The following is a 24,519-nucleotide window of genomic DNA, read 5'->3' as shown; positions in this document are numbered from 1 at the left end:
TGTCATTGCGCCAGCACCGACAGCGCGTTCAACGGCAGCTGGATGTGCACCATGCTGCTCGGCACCAGCGGCTCTTCGCCACCGCTGCGCGCATCGGCGGGCAGCTCGGCTTCGATCTCGATGCCCAGCGGCTCGCAGGCCAGACGGGCCGAGGTGCGGTTGCCGAAGAACTCGGTGTCGAGCAGGCGTGCGGCAAAACTGTTGGTGCCGAGTTCGGAGCCGAAGCGCTTCACCACCACATGCTCGGGCCGGATGCCCACGGTGGCTTGCGAACCGACGCTGAGGTTGCCCGGTGCGCAGAACAGTTCGCTGTCGCGCACACGCACCTTGCCGCCGGCCAGCACGGTGGCGGGCAGCATGTTCATGCGGCCCACGAAGCCCGCCGCGAAGCGGGTGCGCGGCTGGCGGTACAGCTCGTCGGGGGTGCCGGCCTGTTCGATGCGGCCGTTGTGCATCAGCACCACGCGGTCGGCCATCGAGAGGGCTTCTTCCTGGTCGTGCGTGACCATGATGGTGACGATGCCCAGGCGCTTCTGCAGCGCGCGGATTTCGCTGCGCAAGGTGGCGCGCACCTGCGCGTCGAGCGCGGAGAGCGGCTCGTCGAGCAGCAGCAGGCGCGGGTTGGGCGCCAGGGCGCGCGCCAGGGCGATGCGCTGTTGCTGGCCGCCCGAGAGCTGCACGGGGTACTTGTCGGCATGCGCGGCGAGGCCGACGAGGTCGAGCATTTCGCGCGAGCGCTTGGCCATCTCGCGTGCCAGCGCGCCCGTGGGGTGCAGGCCGTAGGCGATGTTCTGTGCCGCCGTGAGATTGGGAAACAGCGCATACGACTGGAACACCACGCCGAAGCCGCGCGCCGCGGGCGGCAGGCCCGCGATGTCCTGGCCGCCGAGCAGAATCTGCCCGCTGTCGGCGCGCTCGATGCCGCACACAATGCGCAGCAGCGTGGTCTTGCCGCAGCCCGAGGGGCCGAGCAGGCAGACGAACTCGCCGGGCTCGATGTCCAGGTCGATGCCGTCGAGCACGCGCGTGGCGCCAAAGGACTTGCCGATGCCGCGAAGGGAGAGAAAGCTGGTCATGTGCGGCTACCCGGAGTCCCGATCACATCGGCTTTTTTTCGGCCTTGGCGTCGTAGCGCTTCGACCATTCCGTCAGGATGCGGTCGCGGTTGGCGGCAGCCCAGTTGAAGTCGTTCTTGGCCAGCAGCTTCTCGACGTCGCCCGGCACGAACTCGAGCTTTTCCTGGATGCCCGGCAGCGCGAGCACGGCGAAGTTCTTCGCGTACAGCTCGTTGGCCTGCTTGGTCACAGCCCAGTCGGCCAGGGCCTTGGCGGCGTCCTGCTTCTTGCTGGCCTTCATGATGCCGGTGGCTTCCATGTCCCAGCCCAGGCCTTCCTTGGGCAGCACGATGTCGATGGGCGCGCCGTCGCGCTTGGTCTTGTTGGCGCGGTATTCGAACGACATGCCGAGCGCGAACTCGCCGGCGCCGGCCTGGCGGCAGGGCTTGCTGCCCGACAGGCTGTACACGCCGATGTTCTGGTGCAACGCGTCCATGTACTTCCAGGCCTTGTCTTCGCCCATCATCTGGATCCAGCCCGACACCATGAGGTAGCCCGTGCCCGAGGCAGCGGGGTTAGGCATGGTGATCTGGCCCTTGTAGACCGGGTTGGTCAGGTCGGCCCAGCTGGTGGGCTTGGGAAGGCTCTTCTTCGTGGCTTCAACAGTGTTGAAGCAGATGGCCGACGACCACACGTCCATGCCGACCCACTTGGGCGGGTTGGCGGTGTCGCGCATGGTGGGCTTGATGGCCTCCAGGCCCTTGGGCGCGTAAGGCTGGAGCATGCCTTCCTTGTCCAGCAGCATCAGCGAGGTGGCGGCCAGGCCCCACACCACGTCGGCTTGCGGGTTGGCCTTTTCGGCCAGCAGCTTGGCGGTGACGATGCCGGTGGAGTCGCGCACGAACTTCAGTTCGATGGCCGGGTTTTCTTTTTCGAAGGCGGCCTTGTAGGCCTGTACTTGGTCGGCTTCGAGCGCGGTGTAGACCAGCAGCTCGGTGCGGCCCTGGGCCGAGGCGGCAAAAGCCAGCGAGAACAGGGCGGCGGGCACGGCGGCCCACATCAGACGACGATGCAGCATGGGAGATTCCCTCGAGGTAAGAACGGCGGTGTACGCAAAAAGAAAACACGGCCGGGGCCGTGAACGCAGCGATGCTCGCAGCGCTATGTGACAAAGGTTTGTCACATGACACAGAGATGCCACAGCGCGGCCGCGGGCGTCACACGGCTGTCATGTCGACGGGGTGACGCGGGCGGCTTCAGCCCCGTCTAAGGAAGCTTTGTCTACGATGGGCTCCCCACGAGGTCTGGCGCACGAGCGCCTGCGAGGAAATCTGCATGTCATCTTCTGCCCCATCGCCCACCATCGCCGCGCGTGCCGGCACCTTCGTCCAGGTCGTGCGCCGCGTGTTCCGGCTCGCGGCGCCCTACTTCAACTCCGACGAAGAGAAATGGCGGGCGCGCCTGATGTTCGCGGGCATCGTCGCGCTGAACCTGGCGTATGTGTACGCGCTGGTGCTCTTCAACCAGTGGTACGGCCGCTTCTACGACGCGCTGCAGAACAAGGATGCGACGGTCTTCTGGCGCGAGATCCGCGTGTTCGCCGTGCTGGCCTTCTTCAACATCGCGATCCAGGTGCTGAAGTTCTATGTGACGCAGATGCTCCAGCTGCGCTGGCGCGCCTGGATGACGCGCAACTACCTCGGCCGCTGGATGGCCGACCGGGCCTTCTATCACCTGGAGCTGGCGCGCTACGCGCAGGCCGACGGCGCCACGCCCGACAACCCCGACCAGCGCATCCAGGAAGACATGCAGATGTTCACCAATGCCACGATGACGCTGTCGATGGACTTGATGAACGCGGTGGTCACGCTGCTGAGCTTCATCGGCATCCTGTGGGGCCTGTCGGGCACCTTCGACCTGTCGCTGGGCGGCAGCACCTACCAAGTGGCCGGCTCGATGGTGTGGCTGGCGCTGGTCTACTGCGTGGTCGGCACGGTCATCACGCACTTCATCGGCCGGCCGCTGATCGGGCTGAACTTCCGCCAGCAGCGCTTCGAGGCCGACTTCCGCCACCACCTGGTGCGCGTGCGCGAGTACAGCGAAGCCATCGCACTCGACCGCGGCGAGACCGTGGAGCGCGGCCAGCTCGACGTGCGCTTTGGTGCGGTGCTGCGCAACTACCTGCAGCTGATCAAGCAGCAGAAGAACCTGGTCACGTTCACCGCGATGTTCGGGCAGGCGTCGCTGATCTTCCCGTTCATCGTGTCGGCGCCGCGCTTTTTCAGCGGCGCCATTCAGCTGGGCGGCCTCATGCAGATTTCATCGGCCTTCGACAAGGTGCAGGAATCGCTGAGCTGGTTCGTCGAAAACTACGACAAGGTGGCCGTCTGGCGCGCCACCACCGACCGGCTGATCAGCTTCGACGACGCGATGCGCGCCCACGCGGCACGCGACGTCGGCCTGGAGCGCGACGACAACGCCGCCGCACTGGACACCACCGGCCTCACGGTCGCGCTGCCCAACGGCACGCAGCTGCTGGCCGGCGCCGCGCTGGCGGTGCGTCCCGGCGACAGCGTGCTGCTGCAAGGCCCCTCGGGCAGCGGCAAGTCGACGTTGTTCCGCACCTTCGCGGGCATCTGGCCGTTCGCGAGTGGCAAGGTGCAGGCCCCGGCGGACGCGGTCTTCATGCCGCAGCGCCCCTACCTGCCCGACGGCAAGCTGCGCGAAGCGTTGACCTACCCGCACCCAGCCGCCGGCTTCAGCGATGAGCAGCTGCGACAGGCGCTGGTCGATGCATTGCTGCCCGACCTCGTGAACCGGCTCGACGACAGCGATGCCTGGAGCCAGAAGCTCTCGGGCGGCGAGCAGCAGCGGCTGGCCATCGCGCGGGTGTTGCTGAAGAAGCCGGCCTGGCTGTTCGCCGACGAAGTGACCAGCGCGCTCGATGCGCCGGCCGAAGCCGTGCTCTACCAGCGGCTCGCCGACACGGTACGGGCGGGCGGCGGCGCGATGGTGTCGATTGCGCACCGCCCGGCGGTGGGCGATTTCCATGGCCAGCGGTGGACGCTGGTGCCGCAGGAAGAAAGCGCGAGCGGCGGCGCGCGCTACCGGCTCGAGACCGCTACCGCTACCGCTGCTCAGCCCGCAGCGACGTAGCGCTCCCAGCCCTTCTTGCGCAGCTCGCAGGCCGGGCACTCGCCGCAGCCGTAGCCCCAGGCCTGGCGATGCTCGCGGTCGCCGAGGTAGCAGGTGTGGGTTTCTTCGACGATCAGGTCGACCAGCGGCTGGCCGCCCAGGCGGTGGGCCAGCGCCCAGGTCTCGGCCTTGTCGATCCACATGAGCGGCGTCTCGATGACGAGGCGGCGCTCCAGGCCGAGCGACAGCGCGAGCTGCATCGCCTTCATGGTGTCGTCGCGGCAGTCGGGGTAGCCCGAGAAGTCGGTTTCGCAGACGCCGGTGACGATCACCTGCAGCCCGCGCCGGTAGGCCAGCGCGCCCGCGAGCGTGAGAAACAGCAGGTTGCGCCCGGGCACGAAGGTGTTGGGCAGGCCGTCGGCCTGCATGGCAAAGGCGACTTCTTCGGTGAGCGACGAGCCGCCGAGCTGGGCCAGCGCGGCCAGCGTGAGCACGTGGTCTTCGCCCAGGCGTGGCGCCCATTCGGGAAAGCGCTCGCGGATCTTGGCGAGCACGGTGCCGCGCACGTCGAGCTCGACGCGGTGGCGCTGGCCGTAGTCGAAGCCCAGGGTTTCGACCCGCTGGTACTTGGACAGGGCCTCGGCCAGGCAGGTGGCCGAGTCCTGGCCGCCGGAAAACAGAACGAGGGCGGTGGTGTGCAGGGGCATGTCCGTCAACGGCGGGGCCGTTGTAGTGCAAATGCGTGATTTTCGCAGCCGTTCGATGCGGCTGCGAGCCGCCCTGTTCGGCGGCTTCTAGAGAAAGCGCTCCAGCAGCTTGCGCGAGGCACGGTCGAGCGCCTTGGTATCGGGAATGCGGAACTGCACGCCGTGCGCGCTCGCGATGAGCAGCGCGCCGCCGTCGAGACGGCGGATGTCTTCCTCGGCCTTGAGCACGAAGCTGGTGTCGCCGCGGTCGGTGCTCACGGTCCAGGTGCTGGGCACGCCGAAGCTCGACACGCCGTGCAGCTTCAGCAAGGTGGGCGCGAAATCGCGCACGGCGAGTTCTTCGGTCAGCAGCGCCTGCGCGGGTGCGGGCAGCTGGTCGACGCGGTCGACCCACACGAGTTCGCGGCCTTCGCTGCCGACGAGCGACACGCCCTCGTTGGGCGCGCTCAGCGGAAAGGCGCGCACGGGCGTCACGCCCACGTGGCGCTCGCCCTGTGCGTCGGTCAGCACGAGGCGGCCGAAGGTGTCGCGTGCGAGTTCAAAGCTGATGGTGTTGTTGGTGTTAGTGCTCATCACACGTCCCCTGCCGGATGGGCGGCGTGGCTCACGGCCAGCGGCGCCTGGGCGTTGGCGCGCTCGTCGGCGGCGCCCTCGCTCACATCGTCTTCGTCGCCCTGGCGCAGCTGCGCCTGGTACAGGCGCCAGTAGGCGCCCTGCTTGGCCATGAGCGCGTCGTGCGGCCCGACCTCGACCACCTCGCCGCGGTCCATGACCACAAGGCGGTCGGCCTTGCGCAGCGTGGACAAACGGTGCGCGATGGCGATGGTGGTGCGGCCCTGCACGAGGTTGTCGAGTGCCTTCTGGATTTCCTTCTCGGTCTCGGTGTCCACGGCCGAGGTGGCCTCGTCGAGGATCAGGATGCGCGGGTCGATGAGCAGTGCGCGCGCAATGCTGATGCGCTGGCGCTCGCCGCCCGACAGGCCCTGGCCGCGCTCGCCGACCAGCGAGTCGTAGCCGTGCGGCAGGCGCAGGATGAAGTCGTGCGCGTGGGCGGCGCGGGCTGCGGCCACGACTTCTTCGCGCGTGGCGTCGGGCTTGCCGTAGGCGATGTTCTGCGCGATGGTGCCAAAGAACAGGAACGGCTCCTGCAGCACCAGCCCGACGTGGCGGCGGTAGTCGGCCACGGCGAAGCGGCGGATGTCGGTGCCGTCCACCTTGATGGCGCCGTCGGTCACGTCGTAGAAGCGGCAGATCAGGTTGACCAGCGTGCTCTTGCCCGAGCCGCTGTGGCCCACGAGGCCGATCATCTCGCCGGGCTCGATGGTCAGGTCGAGGTCATGAATGACGGCGCGCGAGCCGTAGCGAAAGCCCAGCCCGCTCATCTCGATGCGGCCCTGCACGCGCTCCACCTTCACCGGGTTGGCCGGCTCGGGCACGTTGCTCACGTGGTCAAGGATGTCGAAGATGCGCTTGGCGCCGGCCGCGGCCTTCTGCGTGACCGAGACGATGCGGCTCATCGAATCGAGCCGCGTGTAGAAGCGGCCGATGTAGGCGATGAAGGCGGTGAGCACACCCACCGTGATGTGGCCGCGCGCCACCTGCCAGATGCCGAAGGCCCAGACCACGAGCAGGCCGATTTCGGTGAGCAGCGACACGGTCGGCGTGAACAGCGACCAGGTGCGGTTGAGCTTGTCGTTGACCTGCAGGTTGTAGGCGTTGGCGACGCGGAAGCGCTCGGCTTCGCGGCGCTCCTGCGCAAAGGCCTTGACCACGCGGATGCCGGGGATGGTGTCGGCCAGCACGTTGGTCACTTCGGACCAGACGCGGTCGATCTTCTCGAAGCCGGTGCGCAGGCGGTCGCGCACGACGTGGATCATCCAGGCGATGAAGGGCAGCGGCACCAGCGTGACCACGGCCAGCAGCGGGTTGATCGAGAACAGGATGACCGCCGTCATGACGATCATCAGCACGTCGTTGGCGAAATCGAGCGCGTGCAGCGACAGAAAGACGTTGATGCGGTCGGTTTCCGAGCCGATGCGCGCCATGAGGTCGCCGGTGCGCTTGCCGCCGAAGTAGTCGAGCGGCAGGGTCAGCAGGTGCTCGTAGGTGGTGGTGCGCAGGTCGGCGCCGATGCGTTCGGACACCAGCGCCAGCAGGTAGGTGCGCGCCCAGCCGAGCCCCCAGCCGACCAGCGCCGCGATCAGCAGGCCGCCCAGGTACAGGCCGACCCGGCCGGAATCGATCTTCTGCCCGTTCTGGAACGGAATCAGGATGTCGTCCATCAGCGGGATGGTCAGGTACGGCGGCACCAGCGTGGCGGCCGTGGAAATCAGGGTCAGAACAAACCCGAGGATCAGCTGCTTGCGGTACGGACCGGCAAAGCGGCCCAAACGCAGCAGCACCCAGGTCGAGGGCGGCGTTTGCAGTTCGGTGTCGGTGCCGTCGACCTCGAGACCTTCGGGCACCTCTTCTGTCGCCTTCGTGACAGCCGGTGCCGCGCGCTGGCCGAACAACTTGAGCATCTTGAGCGCCGCCGGCTGGCCGGCGAGCGTGTAGCGCCACCGGGCGAGCTGTCCGGCGGGCCCGATAAGGTCGAGGGTTCCGACGCCGGCATGGTCGGAAAGACGCATTTCCAAGGCCTGATCGGAGAGTGGCCACTCACGCCATTCGCCGCCGGGTTCCAGGGCGATGAGCCGCTGGTCGGTCAGGGCGACGAGGCCCGTGGCGAATCGAAGTTGGTCGTCGAGGTCAACCGCAAGTGTTACCGAAACGTTTTCAGCGCCTGCGAGTCGGCTTTTCAGCACGCCTGAAACCGCCTCCGTTTCGCCCGCCTGGGCGCCGACTGGATCGTGATGTTGCATTGTGTTTATTTGACTCTTGCCCGTCGCGGGCCGCAGGGACCGCGTCATGGCGTCCTTGGTCGGGCGCCGATTCTGACTGATCGCCATGGGTGCGCTTGAAGGCGCCGTGGTGCTCGGCCAAAGCACATCGAACGTTTGCATGACCCGTTTCGACGACATCCAATTGCTGCGCATTAACTATTTGCGCGGTCCCAACCTCTGGACCTACCGTCCGGTGCTCGAAGTCTGGCTCGACCTGGGTCAACTGGAAGACTTCCCCTCCAACAAGATCGACGGTTTCACCGACCGGCTGACCACCCTGCTGCCGGCGCTCATCGAGCACCACTGCGGCGTGGGCGAGCGCGGTGGCTTCATCCAGCGCCTCACCGAAGGCACCTGGTCGGGCCACGTGCTGGAGCACGTCGTGATCGAACTGCTGAACCTGGCCGGCATGCCGACCGGCTTCGGGCAAACCCGCAGCACCTCGGAGCACGGCGTGTACCGCATGGTGTTCCGGGCGCGTGACGAGCAGGTCGCCCGCGTGGCGCTGACCGAAGGCCACCGCCTGCTGATGGCAGCCATCAACAACGACCCGTTCACCGCAGCCGACGTGCAGACGGCGGTCGAGGCGGTCAAGGCCAAGGTCGAAGACTGCTACCTCGGCCCGAGCACCGCGGCCATCGTGTCCGCCGCCACCGACCGCGGCATTCCGCACATGCGCCTGAACAGCGGCAACCTGGTGCAACTGGGCTACGGCGCCAACCAGCAGCGCATCTGGACCGCGGAAACCGACTACACCAGCGCCATCGGCGAATCGATTGCCAGCGACAAGGAACTGACCAAGTCGCTGCTCGCCAGCTGCGGCGTGCCCGTGCCGCACGGCCAGGTGGTCGAGTCGCCCGAAGAAGCCTGGGAAGCCGCCGAAGACATCGGCCTGCCCGTGGTCGTGAAACCGTCGGACGCCAACCATGGCCGCGGCGTGTCGCTCGAACTGACCACGCGCGAGGAAGTCATGGCCGCCTTTGCGGTCGCCGAGCCCGAGGGCAGCGACGTGATGGTCGAGCGCTTCATTCGCGGCCACGAACACCGCCTGCTGGTGGTGGGCGGCGAGGTGGTGGCGGCCGCGCGCGGCGAGATCATCACCGTGACCGGCGACGGCACGAACACCGTGGCCGGGCTGATCGACAAGCAGCTCAACAGCGACCCGCGCCGCGGCGCCGAAGAAGAGTTTCCGCTCGACGTGATCGTGCTGGCCACCGACGCCAAGCTGCAGCTGGAGCTCAAGCGCCAGGAACTCGACGGCACTTCGGTGCCGGCCGCCGGCCGCGTGGTCACGATCCAGCGCAACGGCAACATGGCCTACGACTGCACCGACCTCGTGCACCCCGAGGTGGCGCACGCCGCCGTGCTCGCCGCCCGCGTGGTCGGCCTGGACATCGCGGGCATCGACATGGTCGCGCAGGACATCTCCAAGCCGCTGGGCCCGCAGGGCGGTGCGATCGTCGAAGTGAACGCCGGCCCCGGCCTGCTGATGCACCTGAAGCCGGCCATCGGCTCGCCGCGCCCCGTGGGCCGCGCCATCTGCGACCACCTGTTCCCGAACGACGCACCCGGCCGCATCCCCGTGGTGGGCGTGGCCGGTTCGCGCGACACCGCCGTGCTCGCACGCCTGGTGGCCTGGCTCATCAACCTCGGCGGGCGCCACACCGGCCTGGCCTGCCGCGACGGCCTGTTCCTCGAACGCCGCCGCGTCGACGCACGCAACAGCGCCAACTGGGACGCCGGCCACCGCCTGCTGGTGAACCGCGCCGTCGAAGCCGTGGTGATCGAGAACGGCGCCGAAACCATCCTGCGCGACGGCCTGGCCTACGACCGCTGCGAAGTCGGCATCGTGACCGACCTCGAAGGCTCCGAAGCCCTGGCCGACTACGACATCACCGAGAGCGACCAGATGGTCAAGGTGCTGCGCACGCAGGTCGACGTGGTGCTGGCCGAAGGCACGGCCGTGCTGAACGCCGACGAGCCGCGCATCGCCGCGCTGGCGCCGCTGTGCGACGGCGCCGTCATCCTTTACGGCACCGACCCGCAGGCCGCCGCGTTCACCGCGCACCAGGCCGCCGGCGGCAAGGCCGTGCTGGTGCGCCAGGACCGCGTGGTGCTGGCCAACGGCACGAGCGAATCGTTCCTGCCCGGCCTGGGCCGCCTGACCATCTGGCGCGCGACCCACGTCGGCGTGAGCCTCGAAAGCCTGCTGGCCGCCGTGGCCGCTGGCTGGGCCCTGGGCATTCCGCTCAACCTGATCGGCGCCGGCGTCGAGGCCTTCGAAGCCGACCTGCAGGCGGCCCTGGCCTCGCTGCAGCTGTCGCAGACCTCGCCGCTTTCACCTCAGCAACAACAACTGGCATGACCCGATGCGCCGCCCCGCCACCCGCGGGGCCGGCGCCCAGGTCACTCCGCAAGATCACTGCAACCGCGCGCCCCGTGCCGTAGCCCCATGAAAGTCACCCGCATCCGCGCCCTGCGCGGCCCCAATCTCTGGAGCCGCCACACCACCATCGAGGCCGTCGTGGCCTGCGAAGGCGACGAGAACGCCGTCGGCAAGCTCGACGGGTTCGAAGCCCGCCTGCGCGCCCGCTTCCCGACCATCGGCGAGCTGCACCCCATGGTGCTCGGCCAGCCGCTGGCGCTGGCCCACGTGCTCGAGAACGCCGCCGTGGCGCTGCAGGCCCAGGCCGGCTGCGCCGTCAACTTCGGCAACACCGCACCCACGACCGAAGAAGGCGTGTACCAGGTCACCGTGCAGTACTCCGAGGAAGACGTGGGCCGCCGCGCGCTGGCCCTGGCCGAGGAGCTGATCCAGGCCGCACTGGCCGACACGCCCTTCGATGCCGACGCCGCCATCACCGAGCTGCGCGACCTCGACGAGTCGGAGCGCCTGGGCCCGAGCACCGGCTCCATCGTCGACGCCGCCGTGGCGCGCGGCATTCCGTACCGCCGCCTCACCAGCGGCAGCCTGGTGCAGTTCGGCTGGGGCTCCAAGCAGCGCCGCATCCAGGCCGCCGAAATCGACAGCACCAGCGGCGTGGCCGAAGCCATCGCGCAGGACAAGGAACTCACCAAGCAACTGCTCAACGCCGCCGGCGTGCCGGTGCCGCTGGGCCGCCCCGTGGTCAGTGCCGACGACGGCTGGGTTGCCGCCGAAGAAATCGGCCTGCCGGTCGTGGTGAAGCCGCAGGACGGCAACCAGGGCAAGGGCGTGACGGTGAACATCACCACGCGCGAACAACTCACCTCGGCCTACGACTCGGCCGCCGTGTACGGCGAAGTGATGGTCGAGAAATTCTTGCCCGGCTTCGACTTCCGCCTGCTCGTGGTGGGCGACCGCCTCGTGGCCGCCGCGCGCCGCGACCCGCCGCAGGTCATCGGCGACGGCAGCTCGACCGTGCGCCAGCTGATCGACACCGTGAACCTCGACCCGCGCCGCGGCGAAGGCCACGCCACCTCGCTCACCAAAATCCGCCTCGATGACATCGCCATCGGCCGGCTCGAATCGCAGGGCCTCACGCCCGAGAGCGTGCCCGAGCTGGGCCAGCGCGTCGTGCTGCGCAACAACGCCAACCTCTCGACCGGCGGCACCGCCACCGACGTCACCGACACCGTGCACCCCGAAGTGGCCGCGCGCGCGGTCGATGCGGCGCAGATGGTCGGCCTGCACATCTGCGGCGTCGACATGGTCTGCGAGAACGTGCTGCGCCCGCTTGAAGAACAGCACGGCGGCGTGGTCGAAGTGAACGCCGCGCCCGGCCTGCGCATGCACATCTCGCCCTCGTTCGGCCGCGGCCGCGCGGTCGGCGAAGCGGTGATGGACACGCTGTTCGCGCCCGGCGACGACGGCCGCATTCCCGTGGTGGCCGTCACCGGCACCAACGGCAAGACCACCACCGCGCGCCTGATCAACCACATCATTGCCTCCAGCGGCCTGCGCACCGGCATGACGAACACCGACGGCGTGTACGTCAACGGCCGCCAGACCGACAGCGGCGACTGCAGCGGCCCCAAGAGCGCGCGCAACGTGCTGATGCACCCCGACGTCGATGCGGCCGTGTTCGAAGTGGCCCGCGGCGGCGTGCTGCGCGAGGGCCTGGGCTTCGACCGCTGCGAGGTGGCCGTGGTCACCAACATCGGCAGCGGCGACCACCTGGGCCTGAACTACATCACCACGGTGGAAGACCTGGCGGTGCTCAAGCGCGTGATCGTGCGCAACGTGGCCGCCGACGGCTATGCGGTGCTCAACGCGGCCGACGTGAACGTCGCCGCCATGGCGGCCGGCTGCCCCGGCCACGTGATCTTCTTCACCGCCGACCGCATGCACCCGGTGATGGCCACGCACCGCGCGCAAGGCAAGCGCACCGTGTATGTCGACCAGGACACGCTGGTGGCCGCCGAAGGCTCGTGGCGCGAACGCATCGCGCTGCGCGACGTGCCGATCACGCGCGGCGGCACCATCGGCTTCCAGGTCGACAACGTGATGGCCTCGGTGGCCGCCGCGTGGGCCGTGGGCCTGGACTGGGACACCATCCGCAGCGGCCTGTCGAGCTTCATGAACGACGCGGCCGGCGTGCCCGGGCGCTTCAACGTCATGGACTACCGCGGTGCCACCGTGATCGCCGACTACGGCCACAACACCGACGCCATGAAGGCGCTGGTGTCGGCCGTGGACACCATGCCCGCCAACAAGCGCTCGGTGGTCATCAGCGGCGCGGGCGACCGGCGCGATTCCGACATCCGCGACCAGACCGCGATCCTCGGCCAGGCCTTCGACGACGTGATCCTGTACCAGGACGCAGCGCAGCGCGGGCGCGCCGACGGCGAGGTGATGGCGCTGCTGCGCCAGGGCCTGCAAGGTGCGTCGCGCACACGCCAGATCGACGAGATTCGCGGCGAGTTCGTCGCCATCGACACCGCGCTGGCGCGGCTGCAGCCGGGCGACCTGTCGCTGATCCTCGTCGACCAGGTCGAAGAGGCGCTGGCCCACCTCGCGCAGCGCATCGCGCAGGGCTGAACCCCTCGCATCGCAGCGCAGGAGGCACGCCCTCCTCGCGCTGACGGACGTGTCCCACACGCAGGGGCGCGTCCGGCCCGCTCCACGGCGCGCGGCTTGTCCCACAGCCCCGCGCCACTGGCCGGCCCACACTGGGACACCGGTCGCGCCCTGCGTTCTTTTGGTTTCTGTTCTCTGTTCGCACGGCGCGCCGCCTCAGGAGCCCCGATGACGATCCACACCTTCCGTTCCACGCTCTCGACGGCTGCCCTTGTGGCAGTCGGCGGCTTCTTCATGGCCGGTGCGCCGCTGGCCTCGGCCCAGGCGCCCGGCAGCGACGCCCGCATGCAGAAGGAGCGCGCCACCTGTGACGGCGTGCAACAGGACCGCGCCGCCTGCCTGCGCGAAGCCGGCGCCGCGCGCCAGGAAGCCGGGCGCCACGGCCTGACCACGCCCGACGCGGTGCGCGAAGACGCCAACGCGCTCGCACGCTGCCGCGAACAACCCGTGGCCGACCGGGCCGATTGCGAAGCGCGCATCCGCGGCGGTGCGCGCACCTCCACCGAAGGCAGCGTGATGGGCGGCGGCGTGATCCGCGAAACCGTCACCCCGCTGCCGCCACAGCCCGTGCAGCCGGTGCGTTGATCGAAACAAGGCCGGCCTTCACCCCGATACGCCAGACAAGGAGCACCTCATGCCAAACAATGCGCGTTCGATGATCTTCGCCCTGCTCGCACTCAGCGGGCTGGCCACCACCACCATCGCCACGGCCGCCCGTGGCGACGGCGGCAGCACCTACCAGCAAGAGATTGCGGTCTGCGGCCACAACCAGCAGGACCGCGCCGCCTGCATCCGCGAAGCCGGCGCTGCACGCCAGGCCGCTGCACGCGGCGGCCTCACCTCAGCGCCCGACTACCGCGCCAACGCCGTGGCCCGCTGCGGCCTGCAGCCGCCGGCCGAGCGCGCCGACTGCGAAGCACGCGTGCTGGGCAGCGAGGGCAACATCCGCAGCAATGTCGATGGCAGCGTGATGGGCGGTGGCGTGATCCGCGAGTCGGTCTCGACCCGCGTGGTGAACATACCGGCCACCTCACTGCCGCCGCCGATGGTCGCGCCGATGCCGGCCCCCATGCCTGCGGAACCGATGCCGATGCCCATGCCGAGGCCCATGCCGCGCCCGGCACCGATGCCGCTGCAGTGACGCGATGCGCATCCCCCGGGAGCGTCTCGGTGATAACACCGACGGGCGCTCCCGTGGCGATGCCCTCGTTTGTCATGAAACGGTCACAAAACAAAGGCATGTGCTAGCTATAGTTCCCGGTCCCTGCCAACCGAGGAACACTTTCCCATGAATGCCATCAAGGTCGCTCGCCGATTCATCGAAACGGACCCGGCCAACGAATCGGCCAAGATCCTTGCCCAGCTGGTGCTGGCGCTCGAATCCGAACGCAGCTTCGAGCTGATCACGCTCTACAGCCTCGACTACAAGAGCTTCGAACTCGCGATGGACATCCTCAAGGAGTGGCGCCTGGACCGCTACTACGCCAGCAAGTCCAAGCTGTTCGATCTCTCGCTGCAAGTCACCGAGCTCGAAGCGGGCAACCCCGCTCCCTGAGCCCGTCCCATGGCGGCCTGGCACCCAGGCCCGCCTTTTTTCTTTCTCACTTCCCCCAGCGCAGCACCAACGGATCGAGCCGCTTCGCGGTCTCGATGAGGCCGGCGCGCGTCTCGGGATGCAGCGCGGGCAGCGGATGCCGCGGCGCCTCGCAAGCGATCACGCTGCCCTCCTTCATGAGCGACTTGCAGGCCAGCAGGCCCGCCTGCCGGTTCTCGTAGTTGATGAGCGGCAACCACTGCTGGTAGAGCGCGAAGGCCTTGTCGCGGTCGCCCGCGCGGTGCGCTTCGATGATCGGGCGGATGCCGTCGGGGTAGCCGCCGCCGGTCATCGAACCGGTCGCACCGGCATCGAGGTCGGACATCAGCGTGATGGCTTCTTCGCCGTCCCACGGCCCTTCGATGGCATCGCCGCCCAAGCGGATCAGCTCGCGCAGCTTCGACGCCGCACCGGCGGTTTCGATCTTGAAGTACGCGACCTGCTCGATCTCTTGCGCCATGCGCGCGAGGAACGGCGCCGACAGCACCGTGCCGCTCGCGGGTGCGTCCTGAATCATGATCGGAATCGTCACTGCATCCGAGAGCCGCGCGTAGAACTCATGGATCTGAGGCTCGGGCACGCGGAAGGTCGCGCCGTGGTACGGCGGCATCACCATCAGCATCGCGGCGCCCATGTCCTGCGCGCGGCGGCTGCGCTCGGCGCAGACCTGGGTGCTGTAGTGCGTGGTGGTCACGATCACCGGCACGCGGCCCTTCACGTGGTCGAGGATGGTGCGCGTGAGCACTTCGCGCTCTTCATCGGACAGCACGAACTGCTCGGAGAAATTCGCGAGGATGCACAGGCCGTCGGAGCCAGCGTCGATCATGAAATCGACGCAGCGCTTCTGGCTCTCCAGGTCGAGCGCGCCCTGTTCGGTGAAGGTGGTCGGCACCACCGGGAAGATGCCGCGGTATCGGGGGGTCATGGTGAGATCAATGGGAATGGCGGGGAACGGCCGAGCCTCTGCAGCCGACCAGGAAATCGAAGTCGCAGCCTTCATCGGCCTGCAGCACGTGGTTCACGTAGAGCTTCTGGTAGCCGCCGCCGCGCGTGCTCATCGGCTGCGCATCGGAGGCGGACAACGACGCGAGGCGCGATGCGAGTTCTTCGTCGCTGATGTCGAGGTGCAATCGCCCCGCATCGCAGTCGAGCTCGATCCAGTCGCCGTCGCGCACCGCTGCGAGCGGCCCGCCATCCGCCGCTTCAGGTGCGACGTGCAGCACCACCGTGCCATAGGCCGTGCCGCTCATGCGCGCATCCGAGATGCGCACCATGTCCTTCACGCCCTGGCGCAGCAGCTTCGGCGGCAGGCCCATGTTGCCGACCTCGGCCATGCCGGGGTAGCCCTTGGGCCCGCAGTTCTTCAGCACCATCACGCAGCTCGCATCGATGTCGAGGTCTTCGTCGACGATGCGTGCCTTGTAGTGCTCCAGGTTCTCGAACACCACGGCGCGGCCGCGGTGCTTCAGCAGCTCGGGCGTGGCGGCCGAGGGCTTGAGCACCGCGCCGCGCGGCGACAGGTTGCCGCGCAGGATGCGGATGCCGCCATCGGCGATCAGCGGCTTGTCGAGCGGGCGGATCACCTCGTCGTCGAGGCTCGGCGCGTCGCGCACGTTGTCCCAGATCGACCGGCCGTTGACGGTGAGCGCATCGGGGTGCGGCAGCAGGCCGTTCTCGCCGAGGCGGCGCAGCACGGCAGGCAGACCACCCGCGTAGTAAAACTCTTCCATGAGGAAGCGGCCCGAGGGCATGAGGTCGACGATCGTTGGCGTGTTGCTGCCGATGCGCGTCCAGTCTTCCAGCTCCAGCTCGACGCCGATGCGGCCCGCAATCGCCTTCAGGTGGATCACCGCATTGGTCGATCCACCGATCGCCGCGTTGACGCGAATGGCGTTCTCGAAGGCCTCGCGCGTGAGGATCTTCGACAGCGTGAGCCCTTCCTTGGCCATCTGCACCGCGCGCATGCCCGACATCTGCGCCAGCACATAGCGCCGCGCATCGACCGCGGGAATCGCCGCGTTGTGCGGCAGCGAGGTGCCCAGCGCCTCGGCCATGCAGGCCATGGTCGAGGCCGTGCCCATCGTGTTGCAGGTGCCCGCCGAGCGCGACATGCCGCCTTCGGCCGAGAGGAACTGGTGCAGGTCGATCTCGCCCGCCTTCAGCGATTCGTGCAGCTGCCACACCGCCGTGCCCGAACCGATGTTCTTGCCGTCGAGCTTGCCGTTGAGCATCGGCCCGCCCGTGACCACGATGGCCGGGATGTCGCAGCTGGCCGCGCCCATCAGCAGCGCGGGCGTGGTCTTGTCGCAGCCCGTGAGCAGCACCACCGCATCGACGGGGTTGCCGCGAATCGCTTCTTCGACGTCCATGCTCGCGAGGTTGCGCGTGAGCATCGCGGTGGGCCGCAGGTTCGACTCGCCGTTCGAGAACACCGGGAACTCGACCGGGAAGCCGCCCGCTTCCGAGATGCCGCGCTTCACGTGCTCGGCAATCTTTCGGAAGTGCGCGTTGCAGGGCGTGAGTTCCGACCAGGTGTTGCAGATGCCGACGATCGGCCGGCCGTCGAACTCGTGGTCGGGGATGCCCTGGTTCTTCATCCAGCTGCGGTACATGAAGCCGTTCTTGTCGGCGGAGCCGAACCATTCGGTCGAGCGCAATTTCTTTGTCATGGGGAAGTGGTCAGCGGCGCGGGGCGCGCAAGGTGAAGAAGCGTTGGAGCAGGCAGAACACGAAGAGCAGCGCGCCGACCACGATGCGCGTCCACCACGAGCTCAGCGTGCCGTCGAAGGAAATCAGCGTCTGGATGATTCCGAGCATCAGCACGCCGAAGAGCGTGCCCGCCACATAGCCCACGCCGCCCGTGAGCAGCGTGCCGCCGATCACCACCGCGGCGATGGCGTCGAGTTCCAGCCCGACCGCGTGCAGGCCGTAGCCCGAGAGCATGTAGAAAGTGAATATCACGCCGGCCAGCGCCGAGCAGAAACCCGAGAGCGTGTACACGCCCACGAGCGTGCGGCGCACCGGCAGGCCCATGAGCATCGCCGAATGCTCGCTGCCGCCGATCGCGTACACCGCGCGGCCGAAGGGCGTGCAGTGCGCGATGAACACCGCGGCCAGCAGCACCGCGATGGCGATCACCGCGCTGATCGACACCGAGGCCTCGCCCCAGATGGGAATGCGGACCTGCGAAACCTCGGAGTAGAACGCGTTCGTGATGCTGATCGAGTCGATGCTGATGAGGTAGCACAGCCCCCGCGCGAGGAACATGCCCGCGAGCGTGACGATGAAAGGCTGCAACCGGAAGCGCTCGATGAGCAGGCCCATGAACGCGCCGAAGGCCGTGCCCATCGCGAGCACCAGCGGAATCACGATGGCCGGGCTCCACCCGTGCTTCTCGACCAGCGAGGCCGACACCATCGTCGTGAGCGCGATCACCGAGCCCACCGACAGGTCGATGCCGCCCGAGAGGATCACGAAGGTCATGCCGACCGCCACGACGATCAGGAAGGCGTTGTCGATCAGCAGGTTGAGGAACACCTGCGCCGAGAAAAAGCCGTCGTAGAACACCGAGCCCAGCGTCGCCATCAGCATGAACAGCGAGATGGTCGCAGTCAGCGGCAGGTACTTCGGATTGAGCCCCGCCTTGCCCCCTCTCCCGCGCGCGGGAGAGGGTTGGGGTGAGGGTGCAGTGTTGGTCTCGATCACCGCGCTCATGCCCTGCTCCCGTCACGCACCGGCCGCTGCACCAGCGACCGCACTTCCGCCCTGAACTCCGGCGACTGCATCAGCATCACCACGAACACCACCACCGCCTTCACCACGAGGTTGATCTCGGGCGGCACGCCCAGCGAATAGATCGCGTAGGTCAGCGTCTGGATGATGAGCGCGCCGATCACGCTGCCCACGAGGCTGAAGCGCCCGCCCGTGAGCGCCGTGCCGCCGAGCGTGACCGCGAGGATCGCGTCGAGCTCCAGCAACTGCCCCGCGTTGTTGCCGTCCGCGCTCTTCACGTTCGAGCTGATCAACAGGCCCGCCACGCCCGCGCACGCACCGCAGAACGCATACGCGCCAACCACGAGCCGCCGCGACTGGATGCCCGCCACGCGCGCCGCGGTCGGATTGATGCCCACCGCCTGGATGAACAGGCCGAGCGCCGTGCGCGTGATCGCCAGGTACAGCAGCACGAACACGGCCGCCACGATGAACAGCGAGAACGGCAACCCCAGCAGGTAGCCGCTGCCGAGGAAGAAGAAGGGCTTGTAGTAGATCGTGATGATCTGCCCGTCGGCGATGAGCTGCGCGATGCCGCGCCCTGCGACCATGAGGATCAGCGTCGCGATGATCGGCTGCATGCCGACCTTGGCGACCAGCAGGCCGTTCCACAGGCCGCACAGCAAGGCGACCGCGATGGCCGCAAGGATCGCGAGTGGCATCGGGAAGCGGCTCACGTCGCTGGACACCGAGCCGCCGATCATCCAGGCCGCGACCGCCGCCGCGATGGCCACCACCGCGCCCACCGAGATGTCGATGCCGCGCGTGGCGATCACGAGCGTCATGCCGAGCGAGACCAGCACGAGCGGCGCCGCGCGATTCACGATGTCGATGAGGCTGCCGTAGAGATGGCCATCGCGCCATTCGAGGTGCAGGAAGCTCGCGTTGAACGCGGTGTTGATGGCGAGCAGGAGCAGCAGCGTGATGACCGGCCAGGCGAGGCGGTGGCTCATGAGGGACGAGAGGCGGTTCATGCGGCAGCAATCATTTCGTAGACCTCGTCCTCGGTCGAACCACCCGGCAGCTCGCCCACCTTCTTGCGATCCCGCAGCACCACGATGCGATGCGCGACGCGCACCACCTCGCTCATCTCCGACGAGATAAAAATCACCGCCATGCCCGCGCGCGCGAGCCGCAGGATTTCTTCCATGATTTCCTGCTTGGCAGCCACGTCGATGCCGCGCGTGGGCTCATCCAGGATCAACAGGCGCGGCTCGGTCGCGAGCCAGCGCGCGATCATGGCTTTCTGCTGGTTGCCGCCCGAGAGCAGGCCAATGGGCGTTTCGACGCTCGCCGTCTTGATGCCCAGCGACGCGACGAAGCGCTCGGCCATCGCGGTCTGCTCGGCGTGTGAAAGAAACTTCCGCGTGCCGAGCCGGGCCTGCAATGCGAGTGCGATGTTCTCGCGCACCGACAGCTCGGCCACGATGCCGTCGGTCTTGCGTTCTTCAGGACACAGCGCAAGCCCTTCGCGAATCGCATCGGCCGGATTCGAAAAACTGACGGAGCGGCCGTCGATCTTCAACACGCCGCGATCCGGCGATTCAAGCCCGAACAACAGCCGCGCAAGTTCCGTGCGCCCCGCACCCAGCAGCCCCGCGATGCCGACGACCTCGCCGGCCCGCACACGCAGATCGGTCGCCTGCAACTGCCCGGCCTGCCCCAACCCTTCGGACTGCAGCAGCGCAGGCGCCGCTTCGTCGAACGCAGGCAGTGCCGCAGGCCGCGCCGATTGCGCCGCCAGTTCGCGCCCGAGCATCGCCGCGATCAGTGCCTGCGGCCCGAGGTCTGCCACCTTCCACTCGCCGACCCAGTTCCCATTGCGCAGCACCGTGATGCGGTCCGACACCGCATACACCTGGTTGAGAAAGTGCGTGACGAACACGATCGCCAGCCCTTCGCCGCGCAACCGCCGCAGCACCTCGAAGAGCTTCTCGACTTCGTCGTCATCGAGACTCGAGGTCGGCTCATCGAGGATCAGCACCTTCGACGACACGCCGAGCGCTCGCGCGATCGCCACCATCTGCTGCACGCCCACCGAATAGCTCGACAGCAAGCGCGTCACGTCGATGTCGAGCCCGATGCGCGCCAGCAGCGCTTCGGCGCGACGGTTCACAGCCGCCCAGTCGATGCGAAAGCCCTGCAGCGCGCTGCAGCGCGGATAGCGCCCCGCAAACACGTTCTCGGCCACCGAGAGGTTCGGGCACAGGTTCACTTCCTGGTAGACGGTGCTGATGCCCAGCTTCTGCGCCTCCAGCGGCGACGCCGGCCGGATGGCCTCGCCCTCCAGGAACATCTCGCCGCCGCTCGACGGCAGCACGCCCGTGAGCACCTTGATGAGCGTGGACTTGCCCGCGCCGTTCTGCCCCATGAGCGCGTGGATCTCGCCCGGGTAGAGCTTGAGCTGCACATCGTTCAGCACGGCGATGCCGCTGAACTGCTTGTGGATGCCCCGCAGTTCCAGCACGGGGGTGACGGTGCCGTCGGTCATGCGTTCACTTGTTCTTGTTGTAGACGTCGATGAACACCGCCGCCAACAGCACCAGCCCCTTGATGACCTGCTGGTAGTCGATGCCGATCCCGAGGATCGACATGCCGTTGTTCATCACGCCCATGATGAAGGCGCCGATCACCGCGCCCATCACCCGGCCCACGCCGCCCGAAGCCGAGGCGCCGCCGATGAAGCAGGCGGCAATCACGTCGAGTTCGAAACCCAGGCCCGCCTTGGGCGTGGCCGTGTTCAGGCGCGCCGCGAACACGAGGCCCGCGAGTGCGGCCAGCGCACCCATGTTCACGAAAGTGAGGAACGCGAGCCGTTGCGTCTTCACGCCCGAGAGCCGCGCCGCTTTCTCGTTGCCGCCGAGCGCGTAGATGCGCCGGCCGATGGTGGTGCGGTTGGTGACGAAGTCGTACACCACGATCAGCACCGCCATCACCACCAGCACATTGGGCAGGCCCTTGTAGGTGGAGAGCAGGTAGCTGAAGAAAAGAATGATCGCCGCGAAGAACAGGTTCTTCACGAGGAAGAAGGCATAAGGCTCCTGCTCCATGCCGTGCGCCTTGAGCTTGGCGCGCCCGCGCAGCTTGAAGAACACCAGCGCCGCAGCCGCGAGCGCGCCCACGACCAGCGAGGTGGTGCGCACCGTGTCGCCGCCCAGCGGATCGGGAATGAAGCCCGAACTCAGGCGCTGGAACTCCACCGGAAACGGCCCCACCGATTGCCCGGCGAGCAGCGCCAGCGTGAGCCCCTTGAACACCAGCATGCCCGCGAGCGTGACGATGAACGACGGGATCTTTCGGAACGCGACGAACCAGCCCTGCGCCGCACCGATGACGGCACCGGCCGCGATGCTGATGAGCGCCGTCGGCACGAAGTGCCATTCGTACTCCACCATCAACACCGCCGCGAGCGCGCCGATGAAGCCGCAGACCGAACCCACCGACAGGTCGATGTGCCCCGCCACGATCACCAGCAGCATGCCCAGCGCCATGATGACGACGTAGCTGTTCTGCAGCAGCAGGTTGGTGAGGTTGAGCGGCCGCAGCAGCGTGCCGTCGGTCAGCACCTGGAACAGCACCATGATCGCGACCAGCGAGATCAGCATGCCGTATTCGCGCAGGTTGTTCTTCAGGAAGCCCACGTGGAGCTTCGGTGCCACGGGGGCGGCGCCCTGCACCGCGTTGGCTTCAGGCGGCGACATGGACACTGCTCCCTGCGCTGACGATCGCATGCATGATGCGCTCCTGCGACGCCTCGACCGCCGTGAACTCGGCCACGAAGCGCCCCTCGTTCATCACGTAGATGCGGTCGCACATGCCGAGCAACTCCGGCAGTTCGGAAGAGATCATGAGAATGCCTTTGCCCTCGCTCGCGAGCTGGTCGATGATGGTGTAGATCTCGTACTTGGCGCCCACGTCGATGCCGCGCGTGGGTTCATCCAATATCAGCAGCTCGGGTTTCGTGAAGAGCCACTTGCTCAGCACCACCTTCTGCTGGTTGCCGCCCGACAGGTTGACCACCAGCTGCTCGACGCCCGAGCAACGGATGTTCAGCGCCTTCTTGTAGTCGTTGGCGACCTTGAACTCGCGGCCGTCGTCGATCACCGTGCGTTCGGAAATCGCATCGAGGTTCGCGAGGCTGATGTTCTTGCGGATGCCTTCTTCCAGCACCAGCCCGAGGCCCTTGCGGTCTTCGGTGACGTAGGCGATGCCGTGGTCGATGGCCTTGCGCACGGTGCTCACGTCCACGGGCTTGCCGTGCATGAGCACCGAACCGCTGATGCGCTGCCCGTACGACTTGCCGAACACGCTCATCGCCAGTTCGGTGCGGCCCGCGCCCATGAGGCCCGCGATGCCGACGATCTCGCCCTGGCGCACCTGCAGGTTCACGCCCTTGATCTGCTCGCGGTCGGCGTGCAGCGCGTGGTGCACGCGCCAGTCGCGCACCTCCAGCACCGTCTCGCCGATCTTCGGCGAGCGCTGCGGATAGCGGTGTTCCATGTCGCGGCCCACCATGCCGCGGATGATGCGGTCTTCGCTGATCGCCTGCTTTGCGCAGTCCATCGTCTCCACCGTCGCGCCGTCGCGCAGCACGGTGATCGCGTCGGCCACCTTGGCGATCTCGTTGAGCTTGTGCGAGATGAGGATCGAGGCGATGCCCTGCCGCTTCAGTTCGAGCAGCAGCATCAGCAACGCATCACTGTCGTTCTCATTGAGGCTCGCGGTGGGCTCGTCGAGGATCAGCAGCTTCACCTCTTTCGCAAGCGCCTTGGCGATTTCCACCAGCTGCTGCTTGCCCACGCCCAGGTCGGTCACGAGCGTGGTGGGCAGCTCCTTCAGGCCCACCTTGGCGAGCAGCTCGCGCGTCTTCGCATAGGCGGCGAACCAGTCGATCACGCCGCCCGTGGCGATCTCGTTGCCCAGAAACAGGTTCTCGGCAATCGAGAGCAGCGGCACCAGCGCCAGCTCCTGGTGAATGATGATGATGCCGAGCTTCTCGCTGTCGGCAATCGTCTTGAAGCGGCGCAGCTCGCCCTCGAAATGGATCTCGCCGGTGTACGAGTCGCACGGGTAGACGCCGCTCAGCACCTTCATGAGCGTCGACTTGCCCGCGCCGTTCTCGCCGACCACCGCGTGGATCTCCCCCGCGCGCACGGCGAGGTTGACGTTGCTCAGGGCCTTCACCCCGGGAAACGTCTTGGTGATCCCGCGCATCTCGAGGATCGTGCGCTCGCCAGCGTGGCTCACTTGACCTGGCTTTCCTTGTAGTAGCCGCTGTCCACCAGCACCTGCTTCCAGTTGGAGCCGTCCACGCTCACCGGCTTGAGCAGGTACGAGGGCACGACCTTGATGCCGTTGTTGTAGGTCTTGGTGTCGTTCACCTCGGGCGTCTTGCCCGAGAGCATGGCGTCGGCCATCGCCACCGTCACCTTGGCGAGTTCGCGCGTGTCCTTGAACACGGTGGAGCTTTGCTCCTTGCGCAGGATCGACTTGACCGACGGAATCTCGGCGTCCTGCCCCGACACCACCGGCATCGGCTGCGAGCCCGAGCCGTAGCCCACGCCCTTGAGCGACGAGAGGATGCCGATCGACAGGCCGTCGTACGGCGACAGCACCGCATCGACGCGGTTCTTCGTGTAGTAGGCCGACAGCAGGTTGTCCATGCGCGCCTGCGCCACCGCGCCGTCCCAGCGCAGCGTGCCGACCTTGTCCATGCCCATCTGCTTGCTGCGCACCACCAGCTTGCCGCTGTCGATGTAGGGCTTGAGCACCGACATCGCGCCGTTGTAGAAGAAGAAGGCGTTGTTGTCGTCGGGCGAGCCGCCGAAGAGTTCGATGTTGAACGGGCCCTTGCCGCTCTTCAAACCCAGCGCCGCTTCGATCGATTGCGCCTGCAGCACGCCGACCTGGAAGTTGTCGAAGGTGGCGTAGTAGTCGACGTTCTTCGAGCCCTTGATGAGCCGGTCGTACGCGATGACCTTCACGCCCTTGTCAGCGGCCTTCTGCAGCACGTCGGAGAGCGTGGTGCCGTCGATGGCGGCAATGACCAGCACCTTCGAGCCCTTCGTCACCATGTTCTCGATCTGCGCGAGCTGGTTCGGAATGTCGTCGTCGGCGTACTGCAGGTCGGTCTTGTAGCCCTTGTCCTTGAAGTACTTGACCATGTTCGCGCCGTCGGCGATCCAGCGGGCCGACGACTTGGTGGGCATCGAGATGGCGATGAGGCCCTTGTCCTGCGCATGGGCCAGCGGCGTGAAGCCGACGACGGCAAAGGCGAGGCCCGCGAGCGAGGCTTTGAGGAAGTTGCGTTTCATGT

Annotated in this window: 19 protein-coding genes; 6 read left to right on the top strand and 13 right to left on the bottom strand. The window is 67.5% G+C overall.

The features are described from left to right. Positions 1 to 2: 2 nt before the first annotated feature. Together AAG801_RS09735 and AAG801_RS09730 are read right to left on the bottom strand one after the other, a co-directional pair. Positions 3 to 1,076 carry an ATP-binding cassette domain-containing protein gene (locus AAG801_RS09735; protein WP_192195069.1) on the bottom strand — a complete coding sequence of 358 codons (1,074 nt, stop codon included), beginning with the start codon at positions 1,074 to 1,076 and terminating at the stop codon, positions 3 to 5. A 22-nt stretch (positions 1,077 to 1,098) separates the two neighbouring features. Continuing rightward, the gene (locus tag AAG801_RS09730) at positions 1,099 to 2,115 is read right to left on the bottom strand and encodes a putative 2-aminoethylphosphonate ABC transporter substrate-binding protein (RefSeq protein WP_341888220.1); all 1,017 of its coding nucleotides are present in this window, start codon (positions 2,113 to 2,115) and stop codon (positions 1,099 to 1,101) included. A 275-nt stretch (positions 2,116 to 2,390) separates the two neighbouring features. Here AAG801_RS09730 and AAG801_RS09725 point away from each other — a divergent pair, with 275 nt between their 5' ends. Then, positions 2,391 to 4,211 (top strand): ABC transporter ATP-binding protein/permease, encoded by a 1,821-nt coding sequence (locus tag AAG801_RS09725; protein WP_341888208.1) that lies wholly within the window; start codon positions 2,391 to 2,393, stop codon positions 4,209 to 4,211. Here AAG801_RS09725 and queC read toward each other — a convergent pair. The 3 genes from queC to AAG801_RS09710 form a co-directional block, all read right to left on the bottom strand. Beyond that, positions 4,193 to 4,897, bottom strand: coding sequence for a 7-cyano-7-deazaguanine synthase QueC (gene queC, locus AAG801_RS09720; protein ID WP_341888207.1), 705 nt, complete (start codon positions 4,895 to 4,897; stop codon positions 4,193 to 4,195). The genes AAG801_RS09725 and queC overlap by 19 nt on opposite strands. A gap of 87 nt (positions 4,898 to 4,984) precedes the next feature. Continuing rightward, positions 4,985 to 5,470, bottom strand: a complete 486-nt coding sequence (locus AAG801_RS09715; RefSeq protein ID WP_341888206.1) for a DUF1854 domain-containing protein — start codon at positions 5,468 to 5,470, stop codon at positions 4,985 to 4,987. Beyond that, the gene (locus AAG801_RS09710; protein WP_101491094.1) at positions 5,470 to 7,758 is read right to left on the bottom strand and encodes an ABC transporter ATP-binding protein; all 2,289 of its coding nucleotides are present in this window, start codon (positions 7,756 to 7,758) and stop codon (positions 5,470 to 5,472) included. Before AAG801_RS09710 ends, AAG801_RS09715 begins: the two co-directional genes overlap by 1 nt. Before the next feature lie 139 nt (positions 7,759 to 7,897). Here AAG801_RS09710 and cphA (AAG801_RS09705) point away from each other — a divergent pair, with 139 nt between their 5' ends. The 5 genes from cphA (AAG801_RS09705) (at position 7,898) to AAG801_RS09685 (ending at position 14,393) form a co-directional block, all read left to right on the top strand. Further along, positions 7,898 to 10,144 (top strand): cyanophycin synthetase, encoded by a 2,247-nt coding sequence (gene cphA, locus AAG801_RS09705; RefSeq protein ID WP_341888205.1) that lies wholly within the window; start codon positions 7,898 to 7,900, stop codon positions 10,142 to 10,144. 87 nt (positions 10,145 to 10,231) lie between these two features. After that, positions 10,232 to 12,799 carry a cyanophycin synthetase gene (gene cphA / locus AAG801_RS09700; protein WP_341888204.1) on the top strand — a complete coding sequence of 856 codons (2,568 nt, stop codon included), beginning with the start codon at positions 10,232 to 10,234 and terminating at the stop codon, positions 12,797 to 12,799. Positions 12,800 to 13,006: 207 nt separating this feature from the next. Beyond that, positions 13,007 to 13,423, top strand: coding sequence for a hypothetical protein (locus AAG801_RS09695; RefSeq protein WP_101491097.1), 417 nt, complete (start codon positions 13,007 to 13,009; stop codon positions 13,421 to 13,423). A 49-nt stretch (positions 13,424 to 13,472) separates the two neighbouring features. Next, positions 13,473 to 13,979: a hypothetical protein gene (locus AAG801_RS09690; RefSeq protein WP_101491098.1), complete on the top strand. Its 507-nt coding sequence runs from the start codon at positions 13,473 to 13,475 to the stop codon at positions 13,977 to 13,979. 147 nt (positions 13,980 to 14,126) lie between these two features. Next, the gene (locus AAG801_RS09685; RefSeq protein WP_192195060.1) at positions 14,127 to 14,393 is read left to right on the top strand and encodes a hypothetical protein; all 267 of its coding nucleotides are present in this window, start codon (positions 14,127 to 14,129) and stop codon (positions 14,391 to 14,393) included. Positions 14,394 to 14,439: 46 nt separating this feature from the next. On the opposite strand, the gene AAG801_RS09680 is transcribed toward AAG801_RS09685, so the two are convergent. Genes AAG801_RS09680 through chvE form a run of 8 tightly spaced genes read right to left on the bottom strand, consistent with a single transcriptional unit; the run spans position 14,440 to position 24,517 of the window. After that, positions 14,440 to 15,357 (bottom strand): dihydrodipicolinate synthase family protein, encoded by a 918-nt coding sequence (locus tag AAG801_RS09680; RefSeq protein WP_341888203.1) that lies wholly within the window; start codon positions 15,355 to 15,357, stop codon positions 14,440 to 14,442. Between the two features lie 7 nt (positions 15,358 to 15,364). Then, positions 15,365 to 17,101, bottom strand: a complete 1,737-nt coding sequence (locus AAG801_RS09675) for an IlvD/Edd family dehydratase (RefSeq protein WP_192195058.1) — start codon at positions 17,099 to 17,101, stop codon at positions 15,365 to 15,367. 10 nt (positions 17,102 to 17,111) lie between these two features. After that, complete coding sequence (gene yjfF / locus AAG801_RS09670; RefSeq protein WP_341888202.1) at positions 17,112 to 18,146, bottom strand: galactofuranose ABC transporter, permease protein YjfF; 1,035 nt, start codon at positions 18,144 to 18,146, stop codon at positions 17,112 to 17,114. Continuing rightward, entirely contained in the window at positions 18,143 to 19,177 is a 1,035-nt protein-coding gene (locus AAG801_RS09665) for an ABC transporter permease (protein WP_341888201.1), read from the bottom strand. Before AAG801_RS09665 ends, yjfF begins: the two co-directional genes overlap by 4 nt. Then, entirely contained in the window at positions 19,174 to 20,694 is a 1,521-nt protein-coding gene (locus AAG801_RS09660; RefSeq protein WP_341888200.1) for a sugar ABC transporter ATP-binding protein, read from the bottom strand. The genes AAG801_RS09665 and AAG801_RS09660 overlap by 4 nt, the downstream gene beginning before the upstream one ends. A gap of 4 nt (positions 20,695 to 20,698) precedes the next feature. After that, positions 20,699 to 21,904: a multiple monosaccharide ABC transporter permease gene (gene mmsB, locus AAG801_RS09655; RefSeq protein ID WP_341888199.1), complete on the bottom strand. Its 1,206-nt coding sequence runs from the start codon at positions 21,902 to 21,904 to the stop codon at positions 20,699 to 20,701. Continuing rightward, positions 21,891 to 23,417, bottom strand: coding sequence for a multiple monosaccharide ABC transporter ATP-binding protein (gene mmsA, locus AAG801_RS09650; protein ID WP_341888219.1), 1,527 nt, complete (start codon positions 23,415 to 23,417; stop codon positions 21,891 to 21,893). The genes mmsB and mmsA overlap by 14 nt, the downstream gene beginning before the upstream one ends. A 29-nt stretch (positions 23,418 to 23,446) precedes the next feature. Then, entirely contained in the window at positions 23,447 to 24,517 is a 1,071-nt protein-coding gene (gene chvE / locus AAG801_RS09645) for a multiple monosaccharide ABC transporter substrate-binding protein (RefSeq protein ID WP_319359231.1), read from the bottom strand. Between the last annotated feature and the right edge of the window lie 2 nt (positions 24,518 to 24,519).

Source organism: Variovorax sp. YR752, assembly GCF_943372545.1.
The sequence above is the reverse complement of the archived record's forward strand: the minus strand, read 5'-3'. Positions and strand labels throughout refer to the sequence as shown.